The 20,983-nt window shown below is 43.7% G+C and carries 15 protein-coding genes; 7 read left to right on the forward strand and 8 right to left on the reverse strand.

What is annotated here, in order from left to right; all coding sequences use genetic code 11:
* Positions 1-29 precede the first annotated feature (29 nt).
* Positions 30-347 (forward strand): phage holin family protein, encoded by a 318-nt coding sequence (locus ACT3IB_RS06600; RefSeq protein ID WP_491538211.1) that lies wholly within the window; start codon positions 30-32, stop codon positions 345-347.
* Here ACT3IB_RS06600 and ACT3IB_RS06605 read toward each other — a convergent pair whose 3' ends face one another.
* On the reverse strand, positions 348-965 hold the full coding sequence (locus ACT3IB_RS06605; RefSeq protein WP_491538212.1) for a class I SAM-dependent methyltransferase: 618 nt from the start codon (positions 963-965) through the stop codon (positions 348-350).
* Between the two features lie 230 nt (positions 966-1,195).
* Here ACT3IB_RS06605 and ACT3IB_RS06610 point away from each other — a divergent pair, with 230 nt between their 5' ends.
* Positions 1,196-3,688 (forward strand): zinc-dependent metalloprotease, encoded by a 2,493-nt coding sequence (locus ACT3IB_RS06610; protein WP_491538213.1) that lies wholly within the window; start codon positions 1,196-1,198, stop codon positions 3,686-3,688.
* Positions 3,689-3,783: 95 nt separating this feature from the next.
* Here the strand turns inward: ACT3IB_RS06610 and ACT3IB_RS06615 are convergent, their stop codons facing one another.
* The 3 genes from ACT3IB_RS06615 to ACT3IB_RS06625 all read right to left on the reverse strand — a co-directional run bounded on the left by ACT3IB_RS06615 (position 3,784) and on the right by ACT3IB_RS06625 (position 7,564).
* Positions 3,784-5,517, reverse strand: coding sequence for a sodium:solute symporter family protein (locus ACT3IB_RS06615; protein WP_491538214.1), 1,734 nt, complete (start codon positions 5,515-5,517; stop codon positions 3,784-3,786).
* 148 nt (positions 5,518-5,665) lie between these two features.
* Positions 5,666-6,826, reverse strand: coding sequence for an aminotransferase class V-fold PLP-dependent enzyme (locus ACT3IB_RS06620; protein WP_491538215.1), 1,161 nt, complete (start codon positions 6,824-6,826; stop codon positions 5,666-5,668).
* Between the two features lie 60 nt (positions 6,827-6,886).
* Positions 6,887-7,564, reverse strand: a complete 678-nt coding sequence (locus ACT3IB_RS06625) for a WbqC family protein (RefSeq protein ID WP_491538216.1) — start codon at positions 7,562-7,564, stop codon at positions 6,887-6,889.
* A 198-nt stretch (positions 7,565-7,762) separates the two neighbouring features.
* Here ACT3IB_RS06625 and gltX point away from each other — a divergent pair, with 198 nt between their 5' ends.
* Both gltX and ACT3IB_RS06635 read left to right on the forward strand, forming a co-directional pair.
* Positions 7,763-9,247 carry a glutamate--tRNA ligase gene (gene gltX, locus ACT3IB_RS06630; RefSeq protein ID WP_491538217.1) on the forward strand — a complete coding sequence of 495 codons (1,485 nt, stop codon included), beginning with the start codon at positions 7,763-7,765 and terminating at the stop codon, positions 9,245-9,247.
* Positions 9,248-9,411: 164 nt separating this feature from the next.
* Positions 9,412-11,142, forward strand: a complete 1,731-nt coding sequence (locus ACT3IB_RS06635; RefSeq protein ID WP_491538218.1) for a Na+/H+ antiporter NhaC family protein — start codon at positions 9,412-9,414, stop codon at positions 11,140-11,142.
* A 73-nt stretch (positions 11,143-11,215) separates the two neighbouring features.
* Here ACT3IB_RS06635 and ACT3IB_RS06640 read toward each other — a convergent pair whose 3' ends face one another.
* Positions 11,216-11,473, reverse strand: a complete 258-nt coding sequence (locus ACT3IB_RS06640; protein ID WP_491538219.1) for a hypothetical protein — start codon at positions 11,471-11,473, stop codon at positions 11,216-11,218.
* 50 nt (positions 11,474-11,523) lie between these two features.
* Positions 11,524-12,294: an NRDE family protein gene (locus tag ACT3IB_RS06645; RefSeq protein ID WP_491538220.1), complete on the reverse strand. Its 771-nt coding sequence runs from the start codon at positions 12,292-12,294 to the stop codon at positions 11,524-11,526.
* Between the two features lie 95 nt (positions 12,295-12,389).
* Between ACT3IB_RS06645 and ACT3IB_RS06650 the strand changes: the two genes are divergently transcribed.
* The 3 genes from ACT3IB_RS06650 to ACT3IB_RS06660 all read left to right on the forward strand — a co-directional run bounded on the left by ACT3IB_RS06650 (position 12,390) and on the right by ACT3IB_RS06660 (position 16,255).
* Positions 12,390-15,002 carry a PP2C family protein-serine/threonine phosphatase gene (locus ACT3IB_RS06650; protein WP_491538221.1) on the forward strand — a complete coding sequence of 871 codons (2,613 nt, stop codon included), beginning with the start codon at positions 12,390-12,392 and terminating at the stop codon, positions 15,000-15,002.
* Between the two features lie 9 nt (positions 15,003-15,011).
* Entirely contained in the window at positions 15,012-15,527 is a 516-nt protein-coding gene (locus tag ACT3IB_RS06655; RefSeq protein WP_491538222.1) for a thioredoxin family protein, read from the forward strand.
* Between the two features lie 71 nt (positions 15,528-15,598).
* Entirely contained in the window at positions 15,599-16,255 is a 657-nt protein-coding gene (locus ACT3IB_RS06660; protein WP_491538223.1) for a metal-dependent transcriptional regulator, read from the forward strand.
* Positions 16,256-16,443: 188 nt separating this feature from the next.
* Here the strand turns inward: ACT3IB_RS06660 and ACT3IB_RS06665 are convergent, their stop codons facing one another.
* Positions 16,444-17,484 carry a zinc-dependent alcohol dehydrogenase family protein gene (locus ACT3IB_RS06665; RefSeq protein ID WP_491538224.1) on the reverse strand — a complete coding sequence of 347 codons (1,041 nt, stop codon included), beginning with the start codon at positions 17,482-17,484 and terminating at the stop codon, positions 16,444-16,446.
* A 312-nt stretch (positions 17,485-17,796) separates the two neighbouring features.
* Positions 17,797-20,982 (reverse strand): S41 family peptidase, encoded by a 3,186-nt coding sequence (locus ACT3IB_RS06670; protein WP_491538225.1) that lies wholly within the window; start codon positions 20,980-20,982, stop codon positions 17,797-17,799.
* Position 20,983: the final 1 nt, after the last annotated feature.

The following is a 20,983-nucleotide window of genomic DNA, read 5'->3' on the forward strand; positions in this document are numbered from 1 at the left end:
ACAAATTCTCACCAAAACGGATAACTCATATGATTTGGTCATTATTAGTAAACAGTATCGGGATTTTTCTAATAGGTTATATCCTAAAAGGGGTACAGATAAAAAGCTTTTTCACAGCTATTGGGGTGGCAATACTTTTGGCAATTATAAATAGTCTGGTTAAGCCAATTTTGGTTTTTCTGACCCTACCCATAACAATACTGACATTTGGACTATTTATCCTTGTAATTAATGCTCTAATGCTATTGCTGGTGGATGAGCTTATAGAAGGGATGAAGATAAAGAGTTTCGGATGGGCGTTCTTATTTAGCTTGCTGTTAGCCGTACTAAATCTGGGGTTTTTCTAATTACGCCACGTTGGAGCTTTTGAGGGTTTCCTGCTCTTTATCCGTTTCAGTTTGACTTATTTCGAGAGTATAAATCTTGGCAGGGGGTATATTTAGAAAGACAATCTTCTTGTTATACTTGTAGGTATTTACAATTTTTTCTTCAAAGTCGCTCTTAAAATCACCGAATTTCAAATATTTGAAATAGCTGATATACGCCTTTTGTAAGCAGAGATTAAGTTTCTTCTCCCAAATCTGTTTGGTTATACCCTCAGGCATATTTTCGTAAGGCAGGCTTGAAAATATAAAATCGTACTTTTTTTGGGGATGAAAGTTTAAAATATCGGCATGATGGATACGGATATTATCATCAAGGCGATACTTTGAACCTATGATTTGATAAAACTTTTTGTGGATCTCAACGATGTCCAAAGAATCTTGGGGTCGCAGATGCTTTGCTATCTGTTTGGTCAGCGAGCCGGTACCGGCTCCAACTTCCAGTATATTTAACGGTTTGCAGTCTGTATCTGTAATCTTGGTTTGGAGCTGGGCCACAAGATCTTTGGCCAAAAACTTAGAACTGGGAGCAACGGCTCCAACCCGTTTTAAGTCTTTTAAAAAGTAAAGTAAGTGTTCCAACGATATTTCTTTGGTTACTAATGGTTGTTTAAGGTAATAAAGCTAAAGCAAATTGACTAATCGGAGCGTATGGAATTACTTTAAGTTACATCTTGTAAACAAGAAAGAGTTCCGAAGATTGTAACTGAAATATTTTTTTACATCTATTTGGCTATTTATAGTTGATTCATTTCGTTACAGCCCTCACTTTAAGAGTTCTTACAAACTAACGTTAAATTAAAAAACCATCTATGAGTTATTCTATCTTCAAGGAATTGAAGCGATTGAGTATTATGGTGTTATGCGTCGGCTTATTAGGGGCATGCGCTACTACTCAAAGCGCTCAAGACCAATCAAAAGGCGGTGGCCCATCATCTAAGGAATCAGATAACGGTATGAAGCCGTATAGTGAAGTAATCACTGACAAGGCTGAGACCGATACAGGATTATTCGATGTCCATAAGATTGATAAGGATTATTTTTATGAAATTCCCGACTCTTTGCTGAGCCGCGAAATGTTACTTGTTTCCCGCATTGCGGAAACGCAAGATGAAATTGGTTATGGCGGAGAAAAGCTTAATACCCAGGTCGTTCGTTGGCAGAAAAAGGACGATAAAATTCTGCTACGACATGTTTCCTACGAAAATGTGGCCAGCGATTCACTGCCGGTATACGAAGCGGTTCAAAACTCAAACTTTGAACCCATCATTGCATCTTTCGATATAAAATCACTTGGAAAAGATTCCTCCGGAGTTGTGATTGATATTACAAAGTTATATGCCAGCGACATCCCGGCACTTGGATTACAGAGCGATGAACGGGAAGAATATCGTGTACGTCGATTAGATACTGATCGTTCTTTTATTGATCATATCAATAGTTATCCCGAGAATATTGAGGCACGTAACTGGATGACATATGATGCTTCAAATCCTCCTTCAAACTCTTCTACAGGAACAATCTCACTGGAGATAAACCATAGCATGGTGTTGTTGCCTAAGAAGAAATGGGAGACTCGTTCTTATGATCAGCGGGTAGGATATTTTAGCATACAGCAAACCGACTATGGTACTGAGCGGCACAAGGCCAATGAGCAACAGTACATTACACGGTATAAACTGGTGCCCAGTGATAAAGAAGCTTATCTAGATGGGGAGCTTGTAGAGCCGGAAAATCCGATCGTCTACTATATTGATCCTGCTACTCCTAAAAAGTGGCGCCCCTATTTAAAGCAGGGCGTTGAAGATTGGCAGAAAGCATTTGAAGCCGCTGGATTTAAGAATGCAATTATTGCAAAAGATCCGCCCTCTAAGGAAGAAAATCCCGAATGGAGTCCTGAGGACGTGCGTTACTCAGTAATCCGATACTTCGCTTCAGATATCCAGAATGCATATGGGCCTCATGTGCACGATCCACGTACAGGACAAATTTTGGAGAGCGATATTGGTTGGTATCACAACGTGATGAACCTGCTTCGTAATTGGTACTTTGTACAAACCGCTGCGGCCAATCCTGATGCACGAGCTGTACAGTTTAAGGACGAAGTAATGGGCGAACTTATTCGATTTGTTGCTGCCCACGAGGTTGGACACACCATTGGCTTGCCCCACAACTATGGATCAAGCTATGCGTATCCGGTCGATTCACTTCGGTCTCCAACATTTACCGAGAAACACGGCACGGCTCCTTCAATTATGGATTACGCCCGTTTCAATTACATTGCACAGCCCGGTGACGGCGTAGAAGATTTCCATCCCGCTGTCGGTGAATATGATAAATGGTCAATAAAATGGGGCTATACCTGGTTTCCCGAGGATATGAGTGAAGAGGAAAAGGTTGCCAAACTTAACGAGTGGACAAGAGAACGAGCCGATGATCCCCGTTACTTCTATGGGCAGCAAACCGGTAACAAAATTGATCCGCGTTCGCAAAACGAAGACCTCGGAAATGACGCAATGAAAGCCAGTGAGCTTGGTATTGCAAACTTGAAGCGTATTACCTCGAACCTGGTTGAGTGGACAGAACGCGACGGCGCAAACTTTGCTGAGCTCGAAGAGCTTTACAACAATGTTGTTGGGCAGTGGAACCGTTATATGGGACACGTTACCAAAAACGTAGGTGGAGTGTACGAAAATCATAAAACCTATAACCAGGATGGCCCGGTTTACACATTTGTTCCCCAGAAAACACAGCAGCGAGCGATGGACTTTCTGGTTGACTATGGCTTTATGACCCCTGATTGGTTATTAAATGAAGATGTTCTGAGCCGCATCAATCAATCGACGGTTGTTGATAATATGCGAAGCACCCAGGTGCGTGTCCTTAACGATCTCACCGATCCGCAGCGCATTGCTCGGCTTATTGAATTTGATGCCCGATCATCAGAAGATACATACGATGCTTTTGAAATGATGGATGATGTTAGAAACGGTATCTGGTCGGAGCTCGATAATAACAGTGAAATTGGAGTGCACCGCCGCAACCTGCAGCGTGCATACCTCGAACGCATGGAGTATCTGATGACTGAAGAGCTTCCCGATATTCCATCAGCATTCAAAGAATTTTTAGGCTGGACTGATGTGGATGTCAGCCAGTCTGATATTCGTCCGATTGTTCGAAACCAGCTGCAGATACTGTTAGACGATGTTCAGAATACACAAAATCGTGTGCAAGATCGTGCGACAGGTGCACACTTGGCTGACGTAGAAGTACGGATTGAGAATATCCTTAATCCAGATGACTAAAAGCGCTAGCATCTAATTAATTAGAAAGCCTCGGTTTATAGCCGGGGCTTTTTTATTGGGATCATATTGCCAAGTTGGAATTGTCAACGTATGGATTAGTCGCTCACCTGATCCCAAAGCATACTTACAGACACCCCCACAATAACAACGACTACCGTCCCCACCGGATTTAGCCATAAATATTCAATGGCTTTGGTAAATCCTTCCGGGGTTTCTTGCCAAGGAAAAATTAACTGCCAGCTGCCTGTTTCAGGATGTTCAAAGAAGCGATCAAAGAAAAAGACGGTCACCATTCCCGAAATAAGGCCCGTCAATGCTCCGACTCCGTTGGCGCGTTTCACCCAGAGCAGCAGAACAAAAACGCCCAGAATAGATCCGTAGAAATAACTACCTATTTTGTTAACCAGTTCAATAATAGATCGGGTTTCGCCCAGAGCCAGGGCAGCCCCGGTTGCCAGCAATCCCCAGAGCACGGTTGTGAATCGCGACGACTTCAGATACCATGCCGCACTACGATCTTTGGAGTCTAGTCGCTTATACCAATCTACAATGGAGATGGTGGCAAGGGCATTGAGCTCACTGTCGATGCTTGAGAGGGCGGCCGCAAAAATTCCGGCTACAATGAGCCCAATAATACCAATGGGAATCTCATGTAGAATAAAATAGGGCAGAATATAGTTTGTATCGTTTCGGCTGGATTCGGTAATCTTTTCCTGCCGTTCAAGTTCAGATTCGCGCACTTCGTTGAGATGGCGATCCGCCGCCCGAAAAGCCTCGGCGTTTTCCTGCGTTTTGTTGTCAAGCAGATCTAAAGCAGCTTGCCGGCGCTGCATATGGGTGGCCTGATATTCCTGTTGCAACATCTCTCGGGCAACTTCGGTTTGCTCTGTCTGGGCTACCGGATCGGTACTGTGAAAAGTTATGGGTGCTGACCCAAAAATGTAGAATACATAGAGCATTACGCCCAGCAAGAGGATAAAAAACTGCATCGGCACTTTGGCATAAGCAGAAAGCAGCAGTGATTTCCGGGCATCATTCAGTGATTTTGCCGTAAGATAGCGCTGTACCTGACTTTGATCCGTACCAAAATAGGAGAGCATCAAAAAGAGCGCGGCAAAAACGCCCGTCCAGATATTGTACTTTTCGCTGATATCGAAGCTTATATCAAGGGCATCCAGCTTGCCCAGCGTACCGGCAAGGTATAGCGAGTCGCTGAAATCCACATCGGGGGGCAACTGGTAGTGGATCCAGTAAAAGCAAAATCCAAGCCCAAACATCATCACCGCCATCTGTTTTACATCCGTGCGAATAACCCCACTGATGCCGCCAACCATCGTATAAAGAGTTGCGGTAATTCCGATAATAAGGATGGTCGTTGAGAGCGGCAGGTTAAGTAAAATGGCAAGCACATACGACGGTGCCGCAATAATAATCCCCAAACCCAGTCCGCGAGACATTAGGAAAAGAAAACTGGTAAAAAGTCGGGTAGAAAGGCCGAAGCGTTCTTCCAACACTTCATAAGCGCTAAAATTTTGCAGCTTATTAAAAAAGGGAACCAGCGTCATGCACAGAATAATCATGGCAAAAGGTACCGCCAGGTAGATCTGTACAAACCGCATATCCTCAACATATGCTTGGCCCGTTGTGCCGATAAAGGTAATAGCCGAGGCCTGGGTTGCCATCACAGAAAGGCCCATGGCCCACCAGGGCATCGATCGATTGGCAAGGAAAAATCCCTCAATATTTTCACTTTCCTTGCCGTGTCGCGTACCATCCCAGATGGTGTATCCCAAAAATGCGATCAGAACAAGCCAGTCAATCCAGTGCATAACAGTTAAATGGGAAAGTTAAAAAAATAGGTGAACAGGCCGAGCAGTAAGATATAAGCAAGGCCAATCCAGAAGACACGCAAATAGTTTGGTTGTGGTTTGTCTGATTTTTGTTCTGTCATACTCAACTCCGGCTTAACATTGTTCGTTATGCATCTCTTGCTACCTTTTTAAGGACATCATATAACATAGCAATATCTTGCTCATCATTATAAACATTGGGCGAAATACGCACTGCCGAGCCCCGCACCGAAACATGGATGTTATGTTCGTCAAGTTGGTGCTGTAGTTTTTGGAGGGATACAGATGCCGGCAGCCGGATGCCAAACATATGCCCGGCCCGCCAGTCAGAGTCTTCAATTTGATATCCGTAGTCGGGTAAATCTTTCTCCAGATCGCTTGTCAATTGCTCGCAATACACTTGGATGTTTTGGGGTTCCCAGTCCAAAATCTGTTTAAGTGCTTCAATCATCATGGGCACCAAAATAAAATTGCTCCGTTCTCCCATGTCAAATCGTACAGCACCCGGCTGGTACTCCTCTTCGTAATCCACAAGGCCGCTAAAATCCTCACTGTTTTTGCGGACGATCCAGCCCTCTTCAAGAGGAATGCCGTCTTGCAGTCGTGATCCCAAATAGCCGAGCGTTATGGCATAGGGACCCATCAGCCATTTATAACCCGCACAGATCAGGGCATCGGCCTTGATTTCTTGTACGTCGATCGGCATAGCACCAACCGATTGTGTACCGTCAATTGCAAAATAGGCATCGTTATTTCGGGTCTTCGCACCAATGGTTTTTAGGTCAAATAGCGTTCCGTCAGTCCAGTGAACATTGCCAAGGGCAACTAATAATGTATCTGAGTCGATAGCATTTAATATTTTTTCATTCCACTGTTGACCGCGATTTTTAAATTTTTCTGGTGGATCAACAACCGTTAGCTGACAGTCGTGTTCCTTGCAAAACCGTTTCCAGGCATACACATTGCTGGGAAATTGCTCCCCGCTTATGACAATCGAATTCCCCTTTGCCGGATCGATATTTTTTGCTACTGTAGCCAGACCATATGAAACGGCAGGTATGATAGCAATATCTTGATCATGTGGTGCATTGACGAGTTTGGCAAAATACGATCGTAATACCTTGCTGTCTTCAAAAAAGTGGTCAGGAGTTGTTCGCCAGGGGCGATTTTTCCCTTTCATTCCCTGAATACCCGCTTCTTGTACACTTTTTAACAATGGTGACAAGTATGAACAGTTGAGGTAATGATGATTGTCGGGCAATGAAAACAGATGTTTCTGACAGTCCATGTTAAAGTTCATTATGACATAATTAAATGTTGAAGGTTTTTAAGGGTAAACTTTTCGTGTTCAACCTTCAACTTTTTCAACAAGCTGATCGGTAATTCGAAAACTTTCCGGTCCAAATTGAAAGAGCACATCTAAAATACAGCACCAGGGTTCAAATCCCTCAAAATGTTGGTGGTACTCGGGGTGATCAAAGTCAGGATCTATTTTTTGCTCGGCCTGTCGCTGATAGTGGCGGCTGTCATGTTCTTGAAAAAGCACATCGGCATCTAACTGTTGTGCAAGCAAATCGGGATTGGAATCATAGGCCGGAAGTTCACTGGCCAGCTGATAATCAATGCTGATATTCATAAAACGAAAAAGCCGCTTTTGGATGTAGAGAATAAAATCCATCAGGTAGGTATAGTCGTAAGCCGATTGCCAGTCCGCTTCAATTTCAGGTTCATAAAAGTCGTAGTAGATACTGTTGCGGTAATTGTATTCCAGCGTACGTAATAGTGGAGTAATCCAGTCCTCGGAATGATCCATGCGAACATCTTTGATAGCCTTTTTTCGGTCTTCGGTACGGATCGGAATATTAATCCACTGCGTGCCTTTGGGGGTGCGAATTTGAGCGCGGTGAATGCGACTCTTGCGCGACCAGCGCTCCACATCCTGCAAAATAATTTGGTCGGCCTGCAGCATGGCGGCCAAATCATAGAGATTGGGTGCAAATTGCGGAGTTAAAAGACCAAGCTTCATTTTTTTTATTTACCACTAAGTTACTTAGGACGCTAACAATTTGTTTATGACGTGGATGGAATTAAGAATTAAAAATTAAGAATTTAAAATTACTTTTTACTCATTACTAATCACTCGTTAACAATTAGCACAAGTGCACCATAAGCCTTATTTTTCGACGCATTGAACAGAAATTATTTTAAACCAATTACCCAGATTATGGAAGGTAGTGTACGTGTACGTTTTGCGCCGTCCCCCACAGGTTTGCTGCATATTGGTGGACTTCGGACGGCACTTTATAATTATTTATTTGCGAAGGGCAACGACGGAACGTTTGTGCTCCGTATTGAAGACACTGATCAGGCTCGCTACGTAGAAGGGGCTGAAGAAGATATTCACCGCTCATTAAGCTGGGCGGGTATGAACGTGGATGAAGGACCTGAAAATCCCGGCGATGTTGGACCCTATCGACAGAGTGAGCGTAAAGATATGTATGAAGATTATGCCGAGCAGCTCGTAGAGCAGGGCAATGCGTATTATGCTTTTGATACCACCGAAGAACTTGACCAAATGCGGGAACGGCTGAAAAAATCCGGAAATCCATCGCCCAAGTACGACGCCATTACCCGCATGTCGATGAAAAACAGTCTCACCCTTCCCGAAGAGGAAGTCGAGCGCAAGCTGGAAGAAGGCGAAGAGTACGTAATTCGACTGAAAGTACCGCGTCGCGAAACCATTCGTTTTGAAGATGAAGTGCGTGGCTTTGTATCCTTCGAAAGCAAGGGGCTTGACGACCAGGTGCTGCTCAAATCCGACGGCATGCCGACTTACCATCTGGCGAATGTAGTGGATGACCACCTGATGAAGATTTCGCACGTTATTCGCGGGGAAGAATGGCTCAGCAGTACGCCCAAACACATTTTGATGTATGAATATTTCGGCTGGGAGCCACCCAAGATGGCGCACTTGCCGTTGATTATGTCGCCAAGTGGTGGAAAGCTTTCCAAGCGTAAAGCCGAAACGGAGGGCATTCCCATCAACACCAAAGACTATATCGATCAGGATTTTGAGCCGGAAGCGCTGGTTAACTTTTTGGCGTATCTTGGATGGAGCCCGGGCGACGATTCGGAGCTCCACTCACTGGAAGAACTCTGCGACCTATTTTCTCTTGACCGCGTAAGCAAAGGCGGGGCCGTATTCGATTATCAGAAGCTGATCTGGTATAATGAGCACTACCTGCGAGAAAAGCCGGCTGATAAACTTTGGCCACGCGTACAGGAGATTGCCAAAGAACACGGTCTCGATCCCGATGAGGAATACATGAAGCAGATTATTCCGCTGATGAAAGAACGCGTCAGCAAGGTTGAGGACTTCGTAACAATGGGGCGATTCTTTTTTGAGGATCCCGAAGAGTACGAAGACAAAGCGGTTAAGAAGTGGAAAGATGACAGCGCTGAGCTTCTGGAAGCTTATATCGATAAAATTGAAGACCTTGACGAGGATGAGTTTGAGGCCAAGACTTTGAAAGACAAGATTAAAGAAGTGATTGACGAATATGATGTTGGTTTTGGGCCGGTAATGATGCCCTTGCGGGTTGCGGTATCGGGAATGGGTTACGGACCCGATTTAACCCCAACGATTGAATTACTTGGCAAAGAGACGACTATCCGTCGTATTAATACAGCCATTGAAAAGTTGGGTTAACTCAACTTTCTTTTTGAGAATTTAAGTCCTGAGGATTGTCAAAATTCTCAGGGCTTTTTTTATTGCGAAAAAAAATCTGGCAAATTATTACAGAGATTGTATTTTCATTGCTCAATTGTGCGTTTGGTAGTGGTCAGTAGAAAAGCTAATCAAAAATTGATTCGATGAAGCGGAAAGCACTGTTTGTTATTGCCGGACTATTTTCAGTATTACTGTTAATCAATTTTGGATACGCTTCCCCCGATGCCGCCCAAGCTGCTGAAGAAGCGGCTAATACAGGCATCAAAACAGGCAGTTGGCTTAGCATTTTGCCTCCGCTCGTAGCTATTGGTATTGCGCTTATTTTTCGACAGGTGCTTTTTGCCTTGTTTGTGGGGATTTGGTGCGGTGCCTTTTTAGCTGGGGATCTGTCGTTTGGCGGTGTTTTCACCAGTTTTTTTGCGACACTTGATGGATACATCGTACCTGCTACAGCTGATGAAAGTCACATGAGTATTATCATCTTTACCATTCTGATAGGCGGGATGGTTGGAATTATTACCGATAACGGCGGCACGAGAGGAGTAATTTCGAAGGTTACAAAATTTGTTCGTACAAAAGTACACGGTCAACTGATGACCGCTTTAATGGGCTTCGTTGTTTTTTTTGATGATTATGCCAACACCATGGTGGTGGGCAATACCATGCGTCCACTTACGGATAGGCTTCGAATTTCTCGGGCTAAACTTGCTTACCTGGTAGATGCCACTGCAGCACCGGTGGCAACCATAGCTTTGGTGAGTACATGGATTGGGGCCATGGTCGGCTTTATTGCTGATGCGGAATCAAAGATGCCCAATTTCAATGAGTCGGCCTATGCCGTTTTTATAGGTTCGCTGCCGTATAACTTCTATGCCTTTTTTACCATTCTATTTGTGATTATAATCGCGTGGTCGGGACGTGATTTTTCAACGATGCTTAAGGCCCGCATTAACCTTTATAAAGCCAAGCATAATCCCAAGCTGGATACCTACAATTTGTGGAAGGATAAGATCGAGGATGATGAGGAAACAAAGAAGGTTTCGCACTGGACGAATGCGGCTATTCCAATTGTGACGCTTATTTTCGGAACTATTGGTGGGTTATTTATTACGGGTTCGGGTGATACCATACAGTCTATTATCGAAACAGCAGATTCGTATAAGGCATTGCTCTGGGGGTCTCTCATTTCGATTACCATCGCTATTATTATGACGTTATATCGAAATCTGCTCGATATAGAAGATATGCTCGAAGGCATGATGGAGGGCATGCATACGATGTTTGATGGACTGCTTATTTTGGTTTTGGCATGGGCCCTTAGTGCTATAACGGTAGAGCTTGGCACCGCTGATTATTTGATGAATGTGTTTGGTGAAACATTGAACCCTTTCTGGTTACCTGCTATTGTCTTTGTACTATCGGCATTAACAGCTTTTGCAACGGGGTCCAGCTGGGGGACCATGGGAATTTTGATGCCGCTTGTTGTGCCTCTGGCTTGGGAAATTGGCAATAATACCGGCCTGCCTTTTGAAATGACGCATGAGATAATTTATGCAAGCGTCAGTTCGGTATTGGCTGGTTCGGTCTGGGGCGATCACTGTTCGCCTATTTCGGATACGACTATTCTAAGCTCCATTGCGACCCAGTGCGATCACGTGGAGCACGTGAATACTCAATTGCCCTATGCAATGATAGTTGGGACAATTAGCGTTATAAGCTTAATAGCAATTATGGTGGTTGGTGTTCCGGCATGGATTATCTACCCAACTGGCGTGTTGATTATCGTGGCTATCATCTTTCAATTTGGTAAAATTCCTGATCCCGAAGAGTATACTCCTGAGGGTAAAGAAGCAGCCAGCACTTCGTTGGATTGATGGATTGGACACAACAAAGCAAAAGCGAATCCAATATAGATCCGCTTTTTACTGACTTCTGTTATTTTTTAATCTATCCGATAAACAAAAAGTAGGCAATTGTTAAAAGGATAACTAAACTTAGTGAAGCACCACGTCGAATTAACCTATTATATTTTTTATGTCGAATGTCATTATAGATAGCTATACCTGCTGTTAAGACTGCAATTGTTCCACTAATCCAGAAACCCAACATAATACTTTCAGGTTGAGCGTAAAGAAAAAGAAGACCTAAGGCAACAAAAAATAGTACTACATATTCAGTTAACTGATCGATTTTTTTATAATCCATTAGGATAAACTTCTTATTAGTATAAATATGAACTAAAGGTGAGTTAACGGTTATTTTGCAATAGAAAACTGGTAACGATTTTCCTCTTCAATATCCATAGTGCCAGGCTTAAATCGTCGCTCGGCAAAGGTTGCTTTCCCATTACTATCAATCAGTAAAACTGTAGAGCAGCGGGTGCCGTATCCATCACTCTTTATAAAGATTGGGGAAACTTTCTTTTCGATGTCTTTTGGGATTCCGGTGTCGGGCAGTTCTTCCTCGGGGGCCTCACGGTCGTCAGATAATAGATCAAAAAGCGGTTCCGGGGCGACTGAATCAGTCTGCATTATTCGCTGCAATTTTCTTTTTGCACGCCTCACTTTTGGCCATGATGTTTCCAAAAGGTGATTGCTGAGTCCGTATAGGCCCGAATCTAAGAAAAAAATATCGCCTTGTTGGTTGGAATAATAACCCAGCTGATCTAACGATCCCGCCAATAAGTTAAAGCCCATATATTGGTCAGCCTGGGATTGCAGTTCTGAAAGGTAAACCTGAGCATTTTTATCGGTTTGTAAAAAATCGAACACTAACTGTCCCCTACTGGGCGGATGTTCTTTTTGGATATTAGGATCACGATAATTGGTTATGGCTGAAAACTCTCCCCGTTTGTTAATTCCCATCCAGGTTCCGCCTGCTTTTAAATCTTTGCCGGCTAAGATGTTTGGATTATCATCCCAAAACTGGGCTGCTCGTGACGGACGTTCATAGTGTTCATCCCGGTTAGCAGCAAAAATTAGCGGATATTGTGGATGTTGCTTATATGAGAATACAATCAGACACATTTTAAACTGACTAAAGTAGAAAGCAGAAATTTACGTAACAATTTGGCATATTCGTGCGTGAACACAAAAGGAATTTTTTACCGCAAAAAAACTGCATGTCGATTATTCATAAAAATACTGCGTTTGGAGTCGGGGACTTTGTTTTTGTTGCAGTGGGATTGTTATGTGTATTTGGATTTTTCTTGAGTTATCCATCACAGGAACCACGCAGTCTTATTAATACAACAATATCCGAAGATTCGGTCGCTGTAACAGCGAACCAAGTTATTCGTGATTTGGGGTATTCTCTTGATGGTCTGCAGGCGACCGATATCAGTCTGGAGAGTAATACCGACTTACTTGATAGCTTACAGTACGAAAACGGTCGCCAGGCGTTTATTCAGGCAGCATCAGAATCCATGCCACCGGGATTACACCCTTATTATTGGGATGTCCGTTTTTTTAGTACCGGTAATAGCGCTCAAGCTGAAGAGGATGCCAGTCAAAATATTGTTATCCGGCTCGATGAGCAGGGACGCTTGATCGAATTATTAAATAACGGGAATCGACTGCCGGAACGTCCTGTGCAACGCAAGGCCCTAATTCATGCTTTTGAATCAAATGCCGATTTGGACCTATGGAAAACGTTACCTGATTCGGCCTGGGACAATGTCCTACGGTTTGATTTTGATGAAGATTACAACAGTGGTTCGGCTTCCGATTCAGTGAATATTACTGATACCGAGCGGTCACATACCTTTAGGCGCGCTAATATCGAGGGATTGATGAATTACTACTTGCAAAACGGAGGTTGGGAGTCCACGCAATTCGAATTAACGGAAATTCAGATTGAAACTATTCATTCCAAAGCTGTTGCAGATGTGACGTTAGACGCTGCAGCTCCAATAATGGGACAAGACCTCCGGATTAATGCCCGTCTTTTATCCAGTGGGGCATTGGTAAATCTTGACGCGACATATAATCCGGATAGCACCGAATCAAATATGCCCGGTCTGTTAGATATTAGCAGGATATCAATGGTGCCCATTTTCGCTCTTGCCCTGATCATCCTGTTCTACTTTCGTATTCGTTCACGGGCCATTGATACCCAATCAGCATTAATTGCCGGTATTTTGACAGGAATCGTTGTGTCGGCTACAATATTTTTGCGGGAATGGGGAACAAGTACATTGGTTGGGGGCAATCTGCAATCGATGGATTTGCTCGGGTTGGCCCTTCAGATGGGATTTTCGGGTGCTTTTACTTCAGTAGGAGTGTTTGCTCTATTTGCAGTCGGGGACTCAATTATGCGTCAATACTGGCCCCAAAAATTGTATAGTTATGACTATCTACGACAGGGAAAGTTTTTTAACAAGCCTATAGGGGAAATGATTCTTCGGTCAATGGTACTGGCATTTATTTTATGTGGAATTTTGACGGGTGCTCTTTCTTTGGCTCCTAATTTGTTTTTCGAAATCGAACGCACTTTTCTTTCCCACGAAGCTGCTTGGGCGCCTATTTATCTCTTGCTAAATAGTTTTTGGTTTAGCTTACTGTTTGCTTTATGCATCTTTTCTGTTGCAGCAACGCAACTCTATGGTTCTAATAAGCGAAAGTGGCTTGCTTCGCTAACCATTGGTCTTGGTGTTATTTTAATTGCACCTACATACCAAAATATTGGCCCGGTCATTCCCGAAGTGGTGCTTTTTGGTATTTTAGGTATCGTTTTTACTGTTATTTTTCTGAAGTGGGATATTCTGACTGTCTTTTTTACCCATTTTCTTTTTGTCTTACTACTTGAGTCTTCAAGCGGTTGGATTGTAAATGGTTCTCCTGATCTTCCTGTATTTATTCTGCTGTTAATCTTCCTTCTGGGAAACATTGTTGCAGCAGTTTTATTCATTGTCAAGGGAGAGAAAGAACAGTCTCTTTCGGGCTATGTGCCGGATTATGTAGAAGAGCTGGCGCAAGAACAGCGCATCAAACAGGAGCTTCGCATTGCGCGTGATGTGCAACAGTCGTTCTTACCTGTGGAAACTCCACACTTTAAGGATTTGGACTTGGCCGCAATCTGTAAGCCGGCATACGAGACAGGCGGTGATTACTATGATTTTGTTCAACTTGACGACTATCGTATCGCTGTAACCATTGGAGACGTAAGCGGTAAAGGCATTCAGGCCGCATTTTATATGACCTTTATCAAAGGGATACTCCATAGCCTTTGTCGTGAGATAGATTCACCGGCCGAAATATTGAAGAAGGTAAACCGTTTATTTTATGACAACGCCCAGCGGGGTACATTTATATCGTTAGTCTATGGCGTAATAGATCTGAAAAAGAGAACATTTCGTTTTGCTCGTGCCGGTCATAATCCGATTTTAAAAGTGGGTGGCAAAAATACCAATGTTGAAGAGTTGCAACCCAAAGGAATTGGCATTGGGTTATCGAAAGACCGTTTTGATGAGCATTTGGAAGAGGTTGAGTTATCGATAGAAGATAAGAATGTGCTTGTCCTTTATACCGATGGAATCGTTGAGGCAATGAGTGAGTCCGAACACTTTTATGGTACAAAACGTCTAAATACACTGATAAAGCGAAACGCTCGTAAATCAGCGAATGAAATTTTAGAGCTGGTAGCCCAAGATGTGAGGTCATTTATTGGCAAGGCAAAACAACACGACGACATGACAATAATGGTCATGAAATTTAAACATCAGAAAGAAAATTAGGTATTATTAATGAGTTTAACGTGGAGTGTGAGAGGATTTCTCATTGGATTATTGATAGTACTCTTTGGGACAGTACCGGCAGCGGCTCAGCAGGATGTTGAATGGAAATCTCTTTCTGAAGCCCAGGAGCTAGCCAAAGCGAATGGTAAAAAAGTGATGTTGTTTGCCGAAGCCACATGGTGCGGATATTGCAAAAAAATGTATGCGGAAGTCTTTCCAAAGAAAACAGTTCAGGACAGTCTGCACAAATATTTTTATCCTGTTAAGCTGGATATCGAGTCAGATCAGGAAATTATGTTCAATGGTCGTTCACTTACCCAGCGGCAATTAGCCCGTAAGTTTAGAATTAGTTCTACACCCACATTTATTTTCTTGAATAAGGATGGGGGCACTATAGGGCTACAGCCGGGATATTTGCCGACGGATATTTTTGATAAACTCGTGGCTTTCGTAGGATCAGATTTAACAGGAAAACAATCGTTTAAACAGTACTTGAAGAAACATGGAGTAGATGTTGAGCAATAATGTGTCAATGTAATGCCATTGATATTTTAATATATTAGGGCGGTAGAAATAAAGCATAAAATGTATTCAAGATGGTATTAAGTCAGGCTGTTGAAGATTATCTGAAAGCGATATATACGCTGGAGACAGAAGACAAAGGGGCTTCAACAACAAAGATTGCCAATTCACTGGATGTTTCATCGGCATCGGCTACCAATATGGTGAAACGGCTGGATAAGATGGGATTAGTTGATTACGAATCATACAAAGGAGCTCGTCTGACAGATTCAGGCAAGAAGATTGCGCTCGAAATTATACGCCATCATCGCCTGCTCGAGCTGTATTTGTTGGAGGTTATGGGTTATTCGTGGGACGAGGTTCACGATGAGGCTGAGAAGCTGGAACATCATATATCAGAGCGATTTGAAGATAAAATTGCCCAGCTGCTTGATGATCCCACCCACGATCCGCATGGCGATCCCATTCCCACCAAAGATGGATTGATGCCCGAAATAGATGCCGATCCTCTCCTTGAGGCAGACATAGAGCGAGAGTATATAGTGAGCCGCGTTAAAGACCAGAATCCTGAGTTGTTGCGATACCTTGAAAAGATTGGCTTGTTGCCGGGTATAAAGGTGAGAATAAAAGAAAAAGCTCCTTTTGATGGGCCGGTTACCATTCTTGTTGAGAATGATGAACAGGTTGTTGGGAATGATGTTGCGAAGAGTATCTTTGTTGCAGAATTGTAAGTTTATCCTGAAAATTTATGTTTTGTTCCAGTTGCCCGTAAAAGTGCTGGAGAATGGAGTATCCCATGACTATCTGGGGATAAAGCGTTTCTTAATGGGTATGTGCATTTGAGAATCATATTAATAAGAAAAGCCCGTACAAGGAGTACGGGCTTTATAAACAGATAAGTTGAAGGTTATTTATCTATCTATTTATTTTCGAGGATTACTTTAAGGGCTTTCTCTTCAGAAGCATTGCCAAAAGTATCATAAGCCTCCATTATGTTGTCTAAATCAAAATGATGGGTAATTAGCTGATCAGGTTCCAGTTCCCCGGATCCCACGGTTTTCATAAGCATGGGAATGGTATAGGTGTCAACCAAACCGGTGGTCATAGTTATATTTTTGATCCACAATTCTTCCAGCTTTAAGTCTACACTGGTACCATGAACACCTACCACCGCGACCTGTCCTCCCGCTTTGACGATATCTTGGCAGATATCAAAAGTGGCTGGAACGCCAACGGCTTCAATGGAAACATCTACTCCTTTACCATTGGTGAGTTCTATTATTTTGTCTACAGCATTTTCGTTACCACTGTTCACCGTGTCAGTAGTCCCAAATTCCTTAGATACTTCGAGGCGATTGTCATCAAGATCAACCATGATAATTTCAGCAGGGGAATAAAATTGTGCTGTAAGGAGTGCAGCCAGGCCAATGGGACCGGCCCCAACGATGGCCACAACATCACCCGGTTTAACCTTTCCGTTAAGTACACCCACTTCAAAACCTGTAGGCAAAATATCACTCAGCATAACCAATGCTTCCTCGTCGGCTCCTTCGGGGATGTGGTACAGGCTCGTGTCGGCATGAGGAATGCGAACGTATTCGGCCTGCGTACCATCAATGAGGTGGCCAAGTATCCAGCCCCCGTCTTCACAGTGAGAATACATCTGACGTTTACAGTTGTCACACTTACCGCAAGCAGTGATACAGCTTATAAGTACCTGATCACCTTTTTTGAAATTCGATACTCCGTCACCCACTTCTTCGATAATACCGACCCCTTCGTGGCCCAGGGTGGTTCCATCTTTAACAGCAGGAACATCTCCCTTTAAAATGTGAAGGTCGGTACCACAAATGGTTGTTTTTGTGATCTTGACAATAGCGTCGGTTGTTTTTTGAATAGTTGGCTTGGGCTTCTCTTCATATGTACGATTGCCTGGGCCGTGATAAACGAGTGCTTTCATAATAGGTACCTCTCATCTTTGGTTGGAGAGCATCTTCATAAAGGTTTTACGGGATGCATGATTGCTTTTCTACCTATTAATAATTGCAATAGGTGTGCCATTGTCAGCGTTATTTCATGCCTTTTTATCAAGGCATTAGGATAGTAGGGAGGGTTATTTTTATGGTTTTTTATGACTTATATTTTGACGCACTAAAAAGTGTTGCACCGGTGCAACAGTGTGACTAAAACAATTTGCAGGAATGCATAAAAAAAGCACCGACTTTCTAAAGCCGGTGCTACCATAAAAAAGTGAAAAATGTTGCTTTCGATGTTATTCGCTGTCGACCTGATTGAGCAGTTTATCAACAGCACGTTTTAGCTGTTTGTCTTCGCCGGTTCGGTAGTCTGGCGGATTAATGACTTCCACATCTGGCACCGCCGGAACACGATCCATATTGTTGTCGGTATTTTTGACAAACCAACCACGGTATGGCAGTCTGATATACGAACCGCCCATCAGGCCGGCTCCCCCGGTCGAAATTACAGCCCCGAATGTCGGTTCACCGACCAACGTCCCGAGATCCAGTTGTTTATAGGCATGCGAAAAGATTTCGGCATTTGAGTAACTGTTCTGATTAGCCAGAGCAATAGAATGTTTTGTCCAGCTGGACAGTGGCAGTCGCTCCCCAAAGGGATAGTGCTCGCGGAAGTTGGTTTTGTTCTTAGAGATATTTTCCGTTGCACCCCGCGGAATGGTATAAGCATGTTGGCGATATTTTAACACAGTTAGCAGATAATCGGTTGTCCAGCCGCCACCGTTATAGCGTACGTCGATGACAATTCCTTCTTTGCCTTCGCCTGTGGCAACGAGCTCGCGTTCAAAACGCTCAAAGCTGGGCCAGTTCATGCCCTCAACATGGATATAGCCCAAGCGACCGTTCGAATATTTTTCGGTAAGCTCTTTACGCTTTTCAACCCACTCGTTGTAAAGTTGATCGCCCAGATCATCAGTAGGCTCAATAACAACCTCACGACTTTCCCCATTGGCATTTTGAACCTGAAGCAGGGTCGGAGCATCAACTCTGTCGGATAGCAAGCTGTAAAAATTATCTACTTCTTCAACTTGCTGCCCGCCAACAGCGGTAATGACGTCGCCAACATTTAGCGTGCTCATCTCACGATCAGCCGGCGAATTGGGAACTACGTGAACGATGCGTACCCCATTAGAAACAGGCTCAACCTCAGCGCCAATAAGTCCGGTTCGGGTTTCTTGCGTTTCGGCGCGATCTGATCCGTAAAAACCCATGTGGCTGGCATTTAGTTCACCAAGCATCATGTTCACAACATCTTGAAAGTCTCGGTCGGTTGATGTCTTCAGCGCCCAGGGCTTGTAATGCTTTTTAAGAGCTGTCCAGTCTTGGCCATGAAAGCTGGGATCATAGAAATTAATATTCAGTTTTCGCCATGCCTCCTCAAAAATCTGCTCACGTTGGTTATTGTGATTAATCTTCATGCTCGCACGATAAGGCAATTGCTCAAGATTATTTTTATCCAGACTATAGCGCCCGATTTTTCCACCGCCCTGCATGAAATAAAGGCTGTTTAAATCAGCGTTTAGGCGAAGGTCATTTGGATCTACTCCTTGATCAGTAACTGCGGAAATCTGGCTGCCGTCCCACTTGGCTTTATAGATATCTTTATCCGCATCATCGCCCACAAAGTAAAATGTTTGTCCATCTTGAGATATAGCAATATTCGATTCGTCTCCGGGCATTGACGTAACCTGGTATAATCGTTTATAAAGGCCATCGAAGTCGATGGATACGTTTACTCCCACCGTATCTTCGGGCGATACTACTTCGGGATTTTTACTTTTATCCCAGTCGAGTTTCGTACGCTGCCAGTCTCGCTTATTGAGCCAGGCAAACCAGACATCATCATCTCCGTTATTGCGATTGGAGAGAAATGCAAGCTTGCTTCCGTCAGGACTCCAAACAGGATCGGAATCAGGACGTGGATGCTTGCTGATATTGATCGGTTCCTTCGAGTTATCTGCGGGATGGATATAAATTTCATGATTGAAATCGAGATCGGGCATCGAGTACGCAAGCCATTCATTATCGGGACTCCAGGCTACATCACTGGCCTCCGCCCATCCGTTATCAACCAAAAGGGTTTCTTCCCCGAGATCGTCTCGTCCGGTAATGTCTGATACAACCAGTTGTCCCCGCCCTCGATTGAAGGCTACTTTTTTGCCGTCGGGTGATACCACCGGATTACGTTCTCCCATTTTGGTATCCGTAAGTTGGTTCGTCTGGAATTGGAGGCTTTCAAAAAGATCGTTGGTATCTTTTTGTGAAGGCCGGATCGAAAAGAGATCATATTGGCCATTTCGATCACTGGCAAAAATGAGTGTAGAGTCATTTAAAAACGCTACATCACGATCGCGATACGGATGGTCTGTTACCTTTACAGAACGTTGTTTGGACGGATCGTTATGCTTAACAAAAATTTCGCCTTCAATGACAAATGCTAGCCAGTCGCCGCTGGGAGATACATCAAACTCTTGGGCCTCTTCGGTAAAGGTTTTTTGCTCGATATTATAAAACCGTTGATCCTGCGTAACATCTATATCCAAGCGTTGGCTTTCCCCTTCTTGAGGATTAAGTGTAAAAAGACCTGTTTTACGTTCGTAAACAATGCGTTGTTCTTGCTCGTCTATGTCGAAATTGCGAATGCCATCATCCTTGAAATCGGTTATAGCAATGGGGGTATAATTTGGACTGCCGTCATCATTTATTTTCACTTTGTGGATATTATGTGCCCCGTTTCTTTCACTCAAAAAGTAAAGAGATCGGCTGTCGGTAAAGGTGGGATACATATCGTTTCCCTTAAAATCGGTGAGCTGGTGATAGCTTTCGTTTTCCAGGTCATAAAGCCAAATATTTTTGTTGGCCGATCCGCGATATCGCTTGCGAAATTCCCGATTATAGCCACGGACAAATACTAAAAATCGTCCGTCGGGACTCATCTCCGCCATCATACCAAAAGAATCAAATAAGCGGTCGGGCGTGCCACCTTCAGCTCCTACCGTATGAATCTCCGGTTCCCATTCTACTTGGTTAAATAATCGATTAGTTGTAAAAATAATGCTGTTGCCGGGTGTCCAGCCTGTTAATTCATCGCCTGTAGAATGGTAGGTGAGTCGTTCAATTTGACTGCCGTTTTTATCCATAACAAACACATCGTCGTTTCCATGGCGATCGCTGGTGAATGCAATCTGACTTCCTCCCGGGCTCCATTTGGGATAGGCTTCGTATGCTTCGTGCAGCGTCAATCGCCAGGCGCGGCCGCCTTCAGCCGGCACGGTCCAAATATCACCTTGATAGGAAAATGCGATCGTAGAGCCATCGGGACTGATAGCAGGAAAGCGGGCAAAAGGTTCATCTGATTGCGCCTGCACAGAACTAATAAAGATCACACATACTAATCCAAGACTTAACAATAATTTCTTCATG

It is taken from the genome of Fodinibius sp. GM21 (genome assembly GCF_058386955.1).